Origin of the sequence: Micromonospora sp. NPDC005553 (assembly GCF_042871765.1) — a bacterium.
Taxonomy (GTDB): domain Bacteria; phylum Actinomycetota; class Actinomycetes; order Mycobacteriales; family Micromonosporaceae; genus Micromonospora.
Genome location: NZ_JBIAJD010000002.1, coordinates 1 through 14,198, shown reverse-complemented (window position 1 = coordinate 14,198; position 14,198 = coordinate 1). Strand labels below are relative to the sequence as shown.

Here is a 14,198-nt window from a genome sequence, read left to right as displayed (position 1 = left end):
GGTCAGGAAGCGGGCTCCTGCCGGGCGGCGTCGATCCGCGCCCGCGCACCATCCAGCCAGCGTTGACAGATCACCGCCAGCGCCTCGCCGCGTTCCCAGAGGGCCAGCGACTCCTCCAGGGACGTGCCGCCGGCCTCCAGCCGCTCCACCACCGAGGCCAGCTCGGCGCGGGCCTGCTCGTAACTGAGCCGCTCGTCCGGCCCGGCCTTCGTGTCATCAGTCATCGCGTTCATCTCAGCACACCACTCCCCACCGCGCCGCGTCGCCACTCAGCCATCGACAGTGGCGGCCAGCTCGCCGTCGGCCAGTCGTACCCGCAGCGGGTCGCCCCTGCCGACCTCCGCCGCCGCGCGGACCACGTGGCCGTCGGCGCGCTGCACGATCGCGTACCCCCGGTCGAGGGTGGCGGCGGGGGAGAGGGCGCGTAGCCGCGCGAGGGTGTGCCGCAGGTCGTCCTCGGCGGCCCCGAGCCGGTGCTCCAAGCAGCGGCCGGCCCGCTGACGCAACGCGGTCAGCTCGGTAGCCCGATGCTCCACCATCACCTGGGGTCGGGCCAGCACCGGTCGGGAACGCAGCCCGTCCAGCCGGTGCGTCTCCCGGTCGACCAGGTTGCGCACCGCCCGTTCGAGGCGGTGCCGGGCCTGACCGATGAGGCGTACCTCCTCGGTGAGGTCGGGGACGACCCGCTTCGCCGCGTCGGTCGGGGTGGACGCGCGGACGTCGGCGACATAGTCGATCAACGGCGCGTCCGTCTCGTGGCCGATCGCGCTGACCACCGGCGTACGACAGCCGAACACCGCGCGACAGAGCGCCTCGTCGGAGAAGGGCAGCAGGTCCTCGATGCCGCCGCCACCCCGGGCGATGATGATCACGTCGATGCTCGGGTCGGCGTCCAGCACCTTGAGCGCGTCAACGATCTGTGGCACCGCGGACGGGCCCTGCACGGCCACGTTGACCGTCCGGAACTCCACGGCCGGCCAGCGCCGCCGGGCATTTGTCAGCACGTCCCGCTCGGCCGCCGACGCGCGACCGGTGATGAGCCCGATCCGGCCGGGCAGGAACGGCAGTCGACGCTTGCGGGCGCGGTCGAAGAGCCCTTCGGCGGCGAGCAGCTTCTTGAGCTTCTCCAGTCGGGCCAGCAGCTCCCCGAGCCCCACCTGACGAATCTCGTCGGCCCGCAGGCTCAGCGTGCCCCGGGCGGCGTAGAACTCGGGCTTGGCGTGCAGCACGACACGTGCGCCCTCGCGTAGCTCCGGCGCGCCGGAGTCCAGGACGTCCCGGTTGGTCGTGACGGTCAGGCTCAGATCGGCCGATGGGTCACGCAGGGTGAGGAAGACAGTGCTGGCCCCGGGGCGGCGGCTGATCTGCGCCACCTGCCCGTCCACCCACACCCAGCCCAGCTTGGCGATCCAGGCCCCCACCTTCTGGCTGACCACCCGTACCGGCCAAGGCTCCTCAGCGCTGCTCGCCCCGCCGCCCCCGCCGCTGGCCCCGCCGCTTCCCACCCGCCCGCCCTCGCTCACCCGCCCACCCTACGGACCTCCCCCGCCTGGCCCGTCGATCATGAAGTTATTGCCCTCCGTGCCGGCGTGTCGCAGCAATAACTTCATGATCAACGCAGGGATGGGCGGGGCGCGGGCCGGTGGCGGGTGGAGGGGTGGCACGTACGATGGGGTGGTGACTGAGGCTCAGGCGACTCACCGGACCGGCAAGCGCGTGCTCCTGGCCAAGCCCCGCGGCTACTGCGCGGGTGTCGACCGCGCCGTGCAGACCGTGGAGGAGGCGCTGAAGCTCTACGGCGCCCCGATCTACGTGCGCAAGCAGATCGTGCACAACAAGTACGTGGTGCAGACCCTGGAGGCCCAGGGCGCCATCTTCGTCGAGGAGAACGAGGAGGTGCCGGAGGGCGCCACCGTCATCTTCTCCGCGCACGGTGTGGCACCGGAGGTCCACGAGCAGGCCAAGGCGCGTTCGCTGAAGGCGATCGACGCGACCTGTCCGCTGGTCACCAAGGTGCACCACGAGGCGCGGCGCTTCGCGGCCGAGGACTACGACATCCTGCTCATCGGCCACGAGGGGCACGAAGAGGTCATCGGCACCGCCGGTGAGGCCCCCGCGCACATCCAGCTGGTGGACGGCCCGGACGGTGCCGACAAGATCACCGTACGTGATCCGGAGAAGGTGGTCTGGCTCTCCCAGACCACGCTCTCGGTCGACGAGACGCTGGAGACGGTGGCCCGCCTCAAGCAGCGGCTGCCGCTGTTGCAGTCTCCGCCCAGCGACGACATCTGCTACGCCACCTCCAACCGGCAGCACGTGATCAAGGAGATCGCCGCCGACTGTGACGTGGTGATCGTGGTCGGCTCGACGAACTCCTCCAACTCGGTCCGCCTGGTCGAGGTCGCCCTGGACGCCGGCGCCCGCGCCGGTCACCTGGTCGACTTCGCGCACGAGATCGACGACGCCTGGCTGGAGGGGGCCACCACGGTTGGCCTGACCTCGGGCGCGAGCGTCCCGGACGACCTGGTCCAGGAGGTGCTGGTCCACCTCGCCGCCCGCGGCTTCGCCGACGTCGAGGAGATCACCACCGCCAACGAGCGGCTCACGTTCTCGCTTCCGCAGGAGCTCAGGCGGGACATGAAGGCCGCCGCGGCGCGCGGCTGAAGCACGGAACGAACTCGGGTCGGCGTACGTCAGATTCGGCATGAGGACTCTTCGGCTCGCCGTCCCCGCGCTGGCCGTCTGCGTGGCGCTGAGCGCCTGCGGCGGCCAGGGTGTCGGGGGCGGCACACCCACCCCCACACCGACGGGAGCACAGCCGGTGACCAGCCAGCCCACGCCCGACCCGACGCCCTCGCCGGAGACCGGCACCCGGAGCGTGCCGCCCGGACTGAAAACTCCGAAACCGGGCGGCCCGAGCACGCCGCCGGGCGTCGGGGCCACCACCCTGAGCGGCACCGTGCAGGGCGGTGTGGAGCCCGGCTGCGTGCTGCTCGACGGTTACCTGCTGCTCGGCGGCCCGCGTGAGGTGCTGACGCCGGGTGCCCGGGTCGAGGTCACCGGTCGGGTGGAGCCCGGCATGATGACCACCTGCCAGCAGGGCACCCCGTTCGTCGTGACGGCAGCCCACCGGTCCTGACCCTTTCCACCCCTGACATGCGGGAGCCCGCCCCCGAACGTGGGGACGGGCTCCTGCCGGTGTTACGAGCGGATCAGTTCACCGCACCGATGGACACGTTGCCGCGACCCACGATCGCACCCTCGCTGGTGACGATCGCCAGTTCACCGGAGAGCTGACGCCCGTCGGCCGGAACGGCCACCGCGGTCACCGTGCCGGTGATGGTGGCCGACTCGCCGTGCATCAGCGGCACCGCGACGGCCGGAGCGGTGATCGTGCCCAGCGACGCGGACGCGAACGCGTCGTAGTAGTCGTAGGCGGTGCTGGTCCCCGGCCCGTCGACCCCGTACGGCTCCACCACGACGCGGTAGGTGCCGGCGGCCGGGTTGGTCAGCGTGACCGCCTCCTCCGAGTCGCCGTCAGCGGCCCGGCCGACCTCGGTGGTACCCCGGTAGACGAACAGGTCCAGGTCGGCGCCCGCGTTGGCGGGGTTGCCGATCCGGGCGGTGAACGTCGACGTACCCGCCGGGATCTCGACGGTCCACTCCTGGTTGGGACCGCCCTCGGTGATGGTCGGACGCTCGGTCCGCACACCGGTCAGCGCGCCGCTGCGGCCGCTGACCGAGACCGGACCGAAGGCGTTGGTGACCTTCCAGCTCACCGGGGTCGGCTCGCCGGCCTCGACACTGGGCAGCTCGACCAGCGCCGGCTCGACCGTCAGGCCCTGCACCCGCGCCTGGAGCTTGAACGGGTTGTTCAGCGCCGGGGACGTCCGCCGCGCCTCCACCTCGATCTCCCAGACCCCGGGAAGCGGGTTCTGGTAGTCACGCTCCTGCGGCTTGCAGACGTTGACGTCGGAGAAGTTGGTGTAGCAGACGGTGCTGGTGGTGGCCTCCACCGGCACACCCAACGGGTTGATCGCGATGAACCGGGTCTGCGAATCGGTGGCGATTCCGGAGAGGTTCACCTGGAGTGCCTTGGCGCCCTCCGGCACCGTGACGAAGTACGACGTGAAGCCGTTGCGGTCGACCGAGCCCTCGTTCGCGTACGAGAAGGTGGGCTTCTTCACGTCGTTGGAGGCCACCACCACCGTGGACACCTCGAAGTCGACGACGTTGGTCGCCGGGTCGTCGATCCGCACGATCGCGCCGTGCGCGCCCTCGGTGGCCGGCTTGGCGGTGACGCTGATGGTGACGGCCTTGTTGAGCGGCAACGCGACGGTCTTCGGCGCCTTGAAGGTGCCGTCGTTGCCCTGGAGCGTGATGGTGTGCTTGATGGTGCCGGCCGGGCCGCTGGTGCGGGTGAGCTTGACCGGGTACGTCTTGCTCTGGCCGACCTTCTGGCCGCCCTCGGACGAGGTGCAGCGGTTGTAGACGCCGGTGCCCCGGCCCGGGTTCGGCACGAACTTCACGCCGTTCCAAATGGTCAGCTGCTCCGCCAGAGGGCTGCAGACCGGCGCGTCGGAGACGTACGACCGGGTTTCGACGCCCTGGCGCAGCAACTGCCAGGCGCCCGGAACGTTGACCATGCCGTAGCCCTGCGCGTACGTCGGCACGTCCGCGATCGGCTTGGCGGAGCTGAACAGCGCCCGCCGCAGTGCGGCCGGGCTGACGCCCCGGTCGGTGGCCTTGGCCGCCGAGAGCAGCAACGCGCCGGCGCCGGCGGTCTGCGGAGACGCCATCGAGGTGCCGTTCAGCATCGCGTAGCCCGGGGGCAGCGCGTAACCGGCCTCGGGGACCGGGGCTCCGAGCTGCCAGGTCGGTGCGGTGGAGATGGCCGAGCCGGGGGCGGCGATGTTCGGCTTGAAGCCGCCGTCCTCGCGCGGGCCACGGGAGGAGAAGTTGAACAGGGCGTTCTTCTTCTTCACGACCGAGCCGTAGTTGGCCAGCCAGGTGTCCTTGCTGATGTTGGCGGCAACGCTGATCACGTTGCTGGCCACCGACGGGTCGCCGACGGTGTTGAGACCCGGGCCGGAGTTTCCGGCCGAGATGACCAACTGCACGCCGTACGTCTCGATCAGTTCGTTGTAGAGGTTCGTCCGCGCGTTGTTGCCGTCGTTCAGGCCCGGAAGGCCACCGATCGACATGTTGACGATGTCGACGCCACGGTTGGCCACCAGGTCGATCATGCCGGTGGTGAGGGCAGCCGCGCTGCAGCCGCCGCCCCAGGAACAGGCGCGGGCGGAGACCAGCTTGGCACCGGGCGCGGCGCCGTCGAAGGCTCCATTGCCGAGCATGTCGTTGGCGGCGGTGATGCCGGCGACGTGGGTGCCGTGGGTGCTCTCGACGATGCCGATGTTGACGTAGTCGTAGGTGCCCGGCAGGCCGATCGGCGTGGTGTTCACGTTCTTGCGGAACTCGACGACGAAGGGCTGCCGCTCGGCGACCGGGGTCGCCGGGTTGTCGGTACCGAAGTAGCCGATGTCGTACTTTTCCTTGTACGGCCGCATGACCGGGTCGTCGGTGAAGTTGAGGTTCTGGTTGGCGTCCACCCGGATGTTGTTGGTGGCCGGGTCGAAGAGCACACCCCAGGTGTCGGTCGTGTCGCCGTCGCGGTTGACGTCACCCCGGGCGTCGCTCGCTGTGGTGACCGACTCACTGAACAGGTTGAACCGGTACGTGCCGGCCGGTGCCGTCCAGGTGCCGCCGGCGATGGTGAACGACGGGCCGGTGACCTCGGCCTGCATCCGCCGCCACGAGCCGTCCTCCAACGGATCGGTAGCGGTGACCCAGTCGACGATCTTGCGCTCGCCGGTGGTCGTCTGCTGCAACGCCGGGTGGGCCAGGTCCACACCGGAGTCCATGATGCCGATCGTGACGCCCCGGCCGTCCCACTCGGGGTGGGCCGCGGTGAACGCCACCGCGCCGGTCTCGTTCGTCGGCATGTAAGGGTTGTCGGCCGGGGTGGTCTCTCCCGGCGCCGCGACGGTGGCCTGCCGCGCGCCGGCGGTGCCGGTGGCGGTGCGCTCCGGGGCCGGGTCCGGCAGTTGGATGACCTCGTCCAGGTCGACGGCCGAGACGCCCGGCAGCCGCGCCGCCTTGAGGACCCGGTCGGTCGGAACCTTGGCCAGCACGAAGCCGACCCTGTCCTGCCGCTGGCTGACAATGCCGCCGAGCTTGGTGAGGCTGTCGGCGACGTCCCCCGCCTCACCCTTCTCGGTGGCGACGATCAACGTGACGGTCGGAGCCTTCTTGGCGCGGGCCTCACTGAGCAGTTTGGCGTCGTGGGCGCCCAGCGTCTCGGCGGCGGTGGCCGGGGAAGCGTCCGGTGTGGTGGCGGGAGCGGCGGCCGCGGTGGCGGCACCACCCATCGTCGTCATGGCGCTCGCCGCCAGGACCGACGCGAAGAGCGCGGCTGAGGTGCGCCGGCTCATATTTCGGAGTCTGCTCACGTTCTCTTTACCTCCAGAGAACAGGGCCCTTCAGAGAAGGGCGCTCGGGTGAGCAGAATCTTTCGTGGTAGCGGCGAGCACTGTCACTACTGGTCAGTCCCTTGTGACCAGTTCGTGACATGCGGATATACGTACTGTCACATGATCGGCGAGCGGTTCGAGGCCTCGTCGTCGGCCGGATCGGCCAGCTCGGGTGCCTGCGGTTGCCGGGGCGTCAACTCGACCTGGGCCGGGGTGGCCAACTCGTCGTCCGACACGCCCAACTCGGCGAGCTTGCGGGCGCTGACCAGCACCCGGGCCTCCAGCGAGCCGACCGCCCGGTTGTAGGCGGTCACCGCACCGGCCAGCGAGGACCCGAGCTTGCCCACGTGGTCGCCCAGGGTGGAGAGCCGGCCGTACAGCTCCCGGGCGAGAGTGTGCACGGCGAGCGCGTTGCGGGCCAGTGCCTCCTGCCGCCAGGAGTAGGCCACGGTGCGGAGCAGCGCGACCAGTGTGGCCGGCGTGGCCAGCACCACGTTGCGGGTGAAGGCGTGCTCCAGCAGCGACGGGTCTCGCTGGAGCGCGACGTCGAGGAACGGATCGGCCGGGACGAACAGCACCACGAACTCGGGCGAGTTGTCGAACGCCGACCAGTACGACTTGGCGGCCAGGGCGTCGACGTGCCCCCGCAGGTGCCGCGCGTGCGCGTCGAGGTGGGTGTCCCGGCCGCGCTCGTCGCGGGCCTCCATGGCCGTCAGGTACGCGTCGAACGGGGCCTTGGCGTCCACCACCACCGACCGGCCGCCGTGCAGCCGGACCACCAGGTCGGGGCGGACAACCTGCCCGTCGTTGTCGGCGGTGACCTGCTCGGAGAAGTCGCAGTGCTCCAGCATCCCGGCAGCCTCGACGATCCGGCGCAACTGGTGCTCGCCCCAGCGGCCCCGCACCTGCGGTGCGCGCAGCGCCGCCACCAACTGCTTGGTCTCGGTACGCAGCTCACCGGAGACCGCGTTCATCGAGCGGACCTGCTCACGCAGCTCGGCGTACGCGTCGACGCGGTCGTGCTCCAGCTCGGCCACCCGCTGCTCGTAGCGGCGCAGGGTGTCGTGCAGCGGCGCGACCGCCCGGGCCACCGCCTCCTGGGACTGTGCGGTGGCCTCGTAGCTGAGCGCCCGCATGGACTGCTCCAGCCGACCCTCGCCCTCCCGGGTGGCGGCCAGGGTGGCGTCCAGTCGGGCGATGTCGGCGGCCGACCGGGACCGGGCCGCGAGCCAGCCCACCGCCCCGCCGGTGCCGAGGCACACGATCACCAGGAGCAGCGTCGAGACGTCCATCACCGGAGCTTGCCAGACGGATACGACGTGCGGACCGGGGGTACGTTCGATGACATGGAACTTGTGCTCTGTCTCGCCGTTGTGCTGGTCGGCGCGCTGGGTGCCGCCGCGCTCGTCCGCGCTCAGGCCGGTGCCCGTCGGCGCACCGAGCTCGCCGACGCCCGCGCGGAGGCGCAGCGGTGGTACGAGCGCCTCGGCGGCCAGTTGATGAACCTGCACGGCGACGACCCGGCGGTACGCCAGGCGCTTGCCGACGCCGGTGAGCGGTACAACGCGGCGGGCTCCCAGCTGGAACAGGCGTCCACGCCGCACCAGTTCGGGCTGGCCCGGGAGACCGCGCTGGAGGGTCTGGCGTACATCCGGGCGGCGCGCACGGCGCTGGGCATCGATCCGGGCCCCGAGGTGCCGACCCTGGCCGCCGCCCGCGGCGTGGGGCAGCTCACCAAGGAGCGTGAGGTCGATGTGCAGGGGCAGACCTTCCGGGCCGGGCCACAACCCGGCCGGGAAACGCCCTACTACTACCCGGGTGGGCGTTATCAGGGTCGACCGGTGCCCGCCGGCTGGTATTCGACGCCCTGGTGGAAGACGGCGCTGGGTGCCGGTGCCGGTGTGCTCGGCGGCATCCTGATCGCCGACGCGCTCTTCTCGCCCGCCTTCGCCGACCCCGGGTACGGCTACGACGCCGGCTACCAGGAGGGCTTCGGTGACGGCGTCGACCAGGGGGGCGGCGGCGGCGACCAGGGCGGGGACTTCGGCGGCGGCGACCAGGGCGGCGACTTCGGCGGCGGCGACTACGCCGGTGGGGACTTCGGTGGCGGCGGCTTCGGCGGTGGCGACTTCGGGGGCGGGGACTTCGGCGGCGGCGACTTCTGACTGTCGCTCAGACCCACCGAAACGGGCCCCGGTCGCAACGACCGGGGCCCGTTTGTCGTACCTCTTGATCAGCCGGTGTTGCGCATCCCGGCCGCGATGCCGTTCACAGTGGTGAGCAGCGCGCGTTCCAGGGCGGTGCCGTCGCTCGGCGCGCGTCGGCCGCCCGGTGCGGTGGCGACCGCCCGGCCGGCGGCACCCGACTCCCGGTACTGCCGCAGCAGCGCCACCTGGAGATGGTGCAGAGGCTCCAGGTAGGTGTCGCGGACGGCCAGGGTGCGCTGGAGCACCGGCGAGTTCTCCAACAGGGCCGGTGAGGCGGTCACCGCCAGCACCTCCCGCTTGGTCAGCTCGTACTCCTGCTCGATCTGCTCGAAGATCGGGTGCAGCTTCTTCGGCACCAGCGTCTCGACGTACCGGCGGGCGATGCTCAGGTCGGTCTTGGTCAACATCATCTCGACGTTCGACAGGAACGTGCGGAAGAAGTGCCAGTTGCGGTGCATCTCGGCCAGCACGTCCGCCAGACCGGCCTCGCGGGCGGCGGCCAGCCCGGAGCCGACGCCGAACCAGCCCGGCACGATCTGCCGGGTCTGCGTCCAGCCGAACACCCACGGGATGGCCCGCAACCCGGACAGCCCGGCGCCGGTGTTCGGGCGCTTCGCCGGCCGGGAGCCGATGTTCAGCGCGCCGAGCAGCTCGGTCGGGGTGGACGCCCAGAAGTACGCGGGCAGGTCCGGGTCCTCGACGAGCGACCGGTAGGACCGGAACGCCGACTCGGAGACCACGTCCATCGTCGCGTCCCAGCGCTCCAACATCTCGGCGGGCTGCCGGGGTGCGGTGTGCAGCAGGGTCGCCTGGAGCACAGCGGCGAGGGTGAGCTCCAGGTTCTCCCGGGCCAGCGAGGGCAGGGTGTACTTGTCGGAGATCACCTCGCCCTGCTCGGTCACCTTGATGGCGCCGTCCATGGTGCCGTACGGCTGCGCCAGGATCGCCTCGTGCGTCGGCCCGCCGCCGCGCCCGACAGTGCCGCCCCGGCCGTGGAAGAGCCGCAGGTGCACACCGTGCCGGGCGGCCACGTCGCGCAGCGCGCGCTGCGCCCGGTGGATCGACCACTGGCTGGTGGTGATGCCGGCTTCCTTGTTCGAGTCGGAGTAGCCGAGCATGACCTCCTGCACGTCACCCCGGGCCGTCACCAGCGCCCGGTACGCGGGCAGCGACAGCAACTCGTCGAGGAGTTCGCCGCCGGAGTTCAGCTCGGCCGGGGTCTCCAGGAGCGGCACGAACCCGACCCGGGCCCGCCCGCTGTGCACGTCCACCAGGCCGGCCTCGCGGGCCAGCACCACCGCGGCCAGCACGTCGTCGACACCCAGGGTCATCGAGATGATGTACGACTCGATCACCTCGGCGCCGAACCGGTCCTGTGCCTCCCGGATGGTGCTGAACACGTCGAACGTCTTGCGGGCCGGCTCGGACAGCGACGTGTCCAGTGTCGACAACGGACGGCGACCGGTCAGCTCGTCGGCGAGCAGCTTGGTGCGTTCCAGCCGGGTCAGCGCCGGATAGTCGGAGACCTCGCCGACCGCCTCGTAGAGCTGCGCGAGCACCGCGTGGTGCGCCTCGGCGTGCTCCCGGACGTCCATGGTGGCCAGGTGCAGGCCGAACGCGGAGACCGTACGGATGGTGGAGGCCAGCCGGCCGACCGCGGTGAGCTGCCCGGAGTTGCGGGCCAGCGAGGCGCGCAGCAGGTCCAGGTCGGCGATCAGCTCGGCGGAGCCCCGGTAGTCCCGGCCCGGTACGTGTGCGGTGCCCTGGCGCAACCTCAGCCGGGTGTTGGCGAGCTTCGCCTTCACGCAGCGTGCCTTGAGCCGGTACGGCTCCTCCGCGTTGACCCGGCGGAAGCGCTGTGCCACCTCGGGCAGCGCGTCCAGGTCGGCGGCGAGGCTGGCGGAGAGGTCCAGGGAGACCCCGCGGAGTCGGCGGGACACCGAGACCTCGCTGATCAGGTGGTCCATCGCCTTCTCGGTGGCCGCGATGCCGTGCTCGTGCTGGATGGTCAGCACCTCGCGGGTGACCGCCGGGGTGACGAACGGGTTGCCGTCGCGGTCGCCGCCGATCCAGGTGCCGAAGCTCAGCGGCCGGGCCGTCGGTGAGGTCTCCACACCGAGCGTGCGCAACGTGTCGGCCAGGTCGTCGAGCACCTGCGGGGCGGCCTCGGCGTACAGGTCGCGCAGGTAGTAGATGGCGTTGCGGGCCTCGTCGGTCGGGTCCGGCCGGTCGAGCCGTAGCTCGTCGGTCTGCCACATCAGGTCCAACAACTCGGCCAGCCGGCGGTTGGCCGGGCCCTCGTCGCTGGCGCCGTAGAGGATCGCGTTGGCGGTCTCGGTGTCCAACTCGTCGGCGATCGCCCGCAACTTGGACAGGATCGAGCGACGAGCCGCCTCGGTCGGGTGCGCGGTGAAGACCGGTCGCACCGCCAGCCGGCGAGCCGCGTTGGCGATCTCCTCGGCCGGCACCCCGCGCTCGGCGATCATCTTGGCGGCCTGGTCCAGCCAACCGCCCTGCACCGCGCGGCGGCGGCGCAGGTCCCGTGCCCGGTGCACCTGCTCGGTGATGTTGGCCAGGTGGAAATAGGTGGAGAAGGCGCGAGCCAGCTTGGTGCCGGTGGTCACGTCGAGCCCGCCGAGGCGCTGGGCGGCCGCCGGGGCGTCGGAGCGGACCTGGGCGCGGATCTCCTCGACGAGGTCGAGCAGCGGGCGACCCTCCTGGCGGGCCAGGGTCTGGCCGAGCAGGGTGCCGAGTCGGCGAATGTCGGCGCGCAGTGCGGCGTCCGGGCCGTCGTGGTCGTGCTGGTCGGTCACGATGCGCTCCCTTACGTGGATACGAAGGACAGCGCTGTCCGACTCACTGGATGGTATCCGCGCGCAGCGGATGTCTGGAGGGCCCCCTGATGATCCACTGCCCTGGGAAGGGTGTTTTCCGGGGTGATCTCAACCACCGTCGCGGTCCGGCGAGAGGGCCGTGCGGGTCGTTGCAGGGCCGGAGGGGGCGGTCCGGCGACCCCGGACCAGGCTCGCGCTGACGAGTCCGAGCCCTCCGAGCACCGCCCAGATCCCGAGGGCGGAAGCCGGCCAGCCGGCCGACCGCCAGTCGAAGTACACAGCGGCCTTGGTCAAGTCGTTGGCGAGCCCGGGGATGTTCCAGCGGTGCATGCCGCGCAGCACCCCGGGCAGGAACTCGGGCGCGTAGATGCCCCCGGAGCCCGGGTTGCCGAGCACCACCAACAGCAGGATGACCAGCGCGGTGCCCGCGACGCCGAGCCAGCCCTGAATGGCGCTGGCGAACATGGCGGCGGCGAAGACGGCCAGCGCGCCGATGGCGGCGATCGTCGGTACGTCGCCGTGCCAGATGTCCAGAACGGGTCCGACCACCACCGCGCCGGCGATGCCGAGCAGCACGCTGTAGACCGCCAGGGCGGCGATGCGTAGTCCGGCTCGTCGCGCCGTACGGGGGGTGGTGCCGGCGGATATCCCGAGCACCGTCGAGGCGAGATAGCCGCCGAGGACGTACCCGACGTTCAGGTAGAAGGGCACCACCCCGCGCGGGTCGGTCGGGGTGACCGGCACCTTGTCGACGATCCGGAGCGAGGTGCCGGTACGGGTGGTGGCGGTGCCGAGGACCTCCTTGATCGCGCTGGTGGCGGAGGGGCCGGAGGCGCTCGCCACGGTGAGGAGCAGGCCGTTGTCTTCTCCGGTGCTGAGTACGGCGTACACCGCGCGGCTGAGCAGTGCGTGCTCGGCGGCGGCCGGGTCGTCGTACCCGATGGGTTTGAGGATGGTGGTCTGGGCACGCACGGCGTCGAGCGTCGCCTGGGCGCGTTGGTCGCTGGAGACGACGCCGATCGGCAGGTCGCGGGGTGTGGGCTGGTGCAACGCGCCGACGTAGGCCGCGATGAACGCCGTGGCCAGTACGAGGGTGCCGAGGAGCAGTCCGATGCTGCGCGGCGCCCAGTCGCGAGCTGTGCCGCGCGATTCCTTGTCCACGTTGTTAGCCTATGGCCCGTTTTGTGGACCGCAGGGTGGAACCAACTCGTCGCCCCGGCGGCCCGGTCGCGACCGCCGCTGGCCGTGCGGCAGGCGTCGCGGGTGGCGGTAGGCGTCGCGGGTCGCGGGTCGCGTCGCAGGTTGCGGCAGGGGTCGCGGGCGGTGTCAGGGGTTGACGACGGCGAAGGCGCGAACCGGAAAGGTGCCCATGCCGGCCACCATCGGCGGGGCAGCGGTGAACCGGAACCCGCTCGGCGGCAACGCATCCAGGCCGGTCAGGTGCTCCACGATCGGGATGCCGGCGGCGAGCAGCGCGCTGTGCGCGGGGCGTACGCCGGCGGCCGTCGGGCTCATGTCGTCGATGTTGATCGAGTCGATGCCGACCAGGGCCGCCCCCGCGTCGACAAGCGCCTGGGAGGCGTCGCCGGTCAGGTACGGCGCTTCCGGAGCGCCGTACCGTTCGGTGCCGAAGTGCGCGTCCCACCCGGTGTGCAGCAACACCGCCCGGCCGCTCACCTCGTACGGGGCCAGCATCAGCCGGTCCACCGCGCGGATGCCGTTCGGCACCCGGACCACCACCCCCGGCAGGTCGGCGAGACGGTCCAGCGACACAGCGGTCAGGTCGTCCCTGCCGGCCCAGCGGTGGGCGGGCGTGTCCAGGTACGTGCCGGTGTTGGCGATCATCTCGATCCGGGCCACGTGGAACTCGGTGTCCGGGGCGTACCGCTCGCGGGATGCCGCGAAGGTCAGCCAGTCGGTGATCCGGGGACCCGGCCAGCCCGGCAGGGTGGTCATCCCGCCGCGGATCACGTGGCTCAGCTCGACCAGCCGGCGTTCGGTGCCGGATCCGTCGACCGCGACCCCCCGGCCGCCCTTGTGCGGCTCCTCGATGATCGTCCTGGCGCTGATCCGGACGTCGGCGACCATCAGCAGCCCGAGGTGCCGGACGAACAACGCCGCCAGCTCGTCGTCGGTGATCTCCCGACCGGGAATGTCCAGCCGGAACCCCTCGGTACGCAGCCCGCCGCCGTTGGCGAAGCTCACCTCCGCGTCGAACTGTGCCCGCCACTGCTCACCCATGCCGAAACCCGACCACGCCATCCGGCGACCGTCAAGATCCGCGAGACACAACGGCAGGCCGCCGGGTGTCCGGCCCGGCGGGATCCGCAGTCTGGTCCGGCGGGTCCGTGAAGATCCGCTCAATTGCAGGGAAAGTGCTGCCTCGGCGCGCTGTGACGCCGCAAGTTCCCCGAAGTTGAGCGGATCTTGTCGCGAAGAAGGCCGACTCGGACCCAAGATCGCGCAACATCCAGGATGTAGTGGTCTCGGCGCGTCGCTGATGCCACTACATCCTGGTTCGAGCACGATCTTGGCGCGGGGCGCGGGGCGCGGGGCGCGGGGCGCGGGGCGCGGGGCGCGGGGCGCGGGGCGCGGGGCGCGGGGCGCGGGGCGCGGGGCGCGGGGCG

10 protein-coding genes are annotated in these 14,198 nt (G+C 71.5%); 3 read left to right on the top strand and 7 right to left on the bottom strand.

All coding sequences use genetic code 11. The features are described from left to right. Positions 1–2: 2 nt before the first annotated feature. Entirely contained in the window at positions 3–224 is a 222-nt protein-coding gene (locus ACFYPG_RS07285; protein ID WP_030328827.1) for an exodeoxyribonuclease VII small subunit, read from the bottom strand. Between the two features lie 45 nt (positions 225–269). Then, positions 270–1,523, bottom strand: coding sequence for an exodeoxyribonuclease VII large subunit (gene xseA, locus ACFYPG_RS07280; RefSeq protein ID WP_387350937.1), 1,254 nt, complete (start codon positions 1,521–1,523; stop codon positions 270–272). Between the two features lie 154 nt (positions 1,524–1,677). On the opposite strand from xseA, the gene ACFYPG_RS07275 reads away from it, so the two are divergent. Together ACFYPG_RS07275 and ACFYPG_RS07270 are read left to right on the top strand one after the other, a co-directional pair. Continuing rightward, complete coding sequence (locus ACFYPG_RS07275) at positions 1,678–2,664, top strand: 4-hydroxy-3-methylbut-2-enyl diphosphate reductase (protein WP_355009432.1); 987 nt, start codon at positions 1,678–1,680, stop codon at positions 2,662–2,664. 40 nt (positions 2,665–2,704) lie between these two features. Continuing rightward, positions 2,705–3,139 carry a hypothetical protein gene (locus ACFYPG_RS07270; protein ID WP_112581935.1) on the top strand — a complete coding sequence of 145 codons (435 nt, stop codon included), beginning with the start codon at positions 2,705–2,707 and terminating at the stop codon, positions 3,137–3,139. Positions 3,140–3,212: 73 nt separating this feature from the next. Here the strand turns inward: ACFYPG_RS07270 and ACFYPG_RS07265 are convergent, their stop codons facing one another. Next, a complete protein-coding gene (locus ACFYPG_RS07265; protein WP_387350935.1) occupies positions 3,213–6,509 on the bottom strand; it encodes a S8 family serine peptidase in 3,297 nt (1,098 codons plus the stop codon). 137 nt (positions 6,510–6,646) lie between these two features. Beyond that, positions 6,647–7,822 carry a DNA recombination protein RmuC gene (locus ACFYPG_RS07260; protein ID WP_355009430.1) on the bottom strand — a complete coding sequence of 392 codons (1,176 nt, stop codon included), beginning with the start codon at positions 7,820–7,822 and terminating at the stop codon, positions 6,647–6,649. A 54-nt stretch (positions 7,823–7,876) separates the two neighbouring features. Between ACFYPG_RS07260 and ACFYPG_RS07255 the strand changes: the two genes are divergently transcribed. After that, positions 7,877–8,695, top strand: a complete 819-nt coding sequence (locus ACFYPG_RS07255; protein ID WP_387350933.1) for a hypothetical protein — start codon at positions 7,877–7,879, stop codon at positions 8,693–8,695. A 68-nt stretch (positions 8,696–8,763) separates the two neighbouring features. Here the strand turns inward: ACFYPG_RS07255 and ppc are convergent, their stop codons facing one another. The 3 genes from ppc to ACFYPG_RS07240 all read right to left on the bottom strand — a co-directional run bounded on the left by ppc (position 8,764) and on the right by ACFYPG_RS07240 (position 13,833). Then, positions 8,764–11,550 (bottom strand): phosphoenolpyruvate carboxylase, encoded by a 2,787-nt coding sequence (gene ppc, locus ACFYPG_RS07250; RefSeq protein WP_355009428.1) that lies wholly within the window; start codon positions 11,548–11,550, stop codon positions 8,764–8,766. 129 nt (positions 11,551–11,679) lie between these two features. After that, positions 11,680–12,732 carry a hypothetical protein gene (locus ACFYPG_RS07245; protein ID WP_387350931.1) on the bottom strand — a complete coding sequence of 351 codons (1,053 nt, stop codon included), beginning with the start codon at positions 12,730–12,732 and terminating at the stop codon, positions 11,680–11,682. 165 nt (positions 12,733–12,897) lie between these two features. Beyond that, positions 12,898–13,833 (bottom strand): cyclase family protein, encoded by a 936-nt coding sequence (locus ACFYPG_RS07240; RefSeq protein WP_387350929.1) that lies wholly within the window; start codon positions 13,831–13,833, stop codon positions 12,898–12,900. Positions 13,834–14,198: the final 365 nt, after the last annotated feature.

Bases quoted from the DNA above. Each gene is read 5' to 3' on its own strand.
- ACFYPG_RS07240 (WP_387350929.1), bottom strand. From the start codon at position 13,833: ATGGCGTGGTCGGGTTTCGGCATGGGTGAGCAGTGGCGGGCACAGTTC.
- ACFYPG_RS07285 (WP_030328827.1), bottom strand. From the start codon at position 224: ATGACTGATGACACGAAGGCCGGGCCGGACGAGCGGCTCAGTTACGAG.
- ACFYPG_RS07270 (WP_112581935.1), top strand. From the start codon at position 2,705: ATGAGGACTCTTCGGCTCGCCGTCCCCGCGCTGGCCGTCTGCGTGGCG.
- ACFYPG_RS07260 (WP_355009430.1), bottom strand. From the start codon at position 7,822: ATGGACGTCTCGACGCTGCTCCTGGTGATCGTGTGCCTCGGCACCGGC.
- ACFYPG_RS07255 (WP_387350933.1), top strand. From the start codon at position 7,877: ATGGAACTTGTGCTCTGTCTCGCCGTTGTGCTGGTCGGCGCGCTGGGT.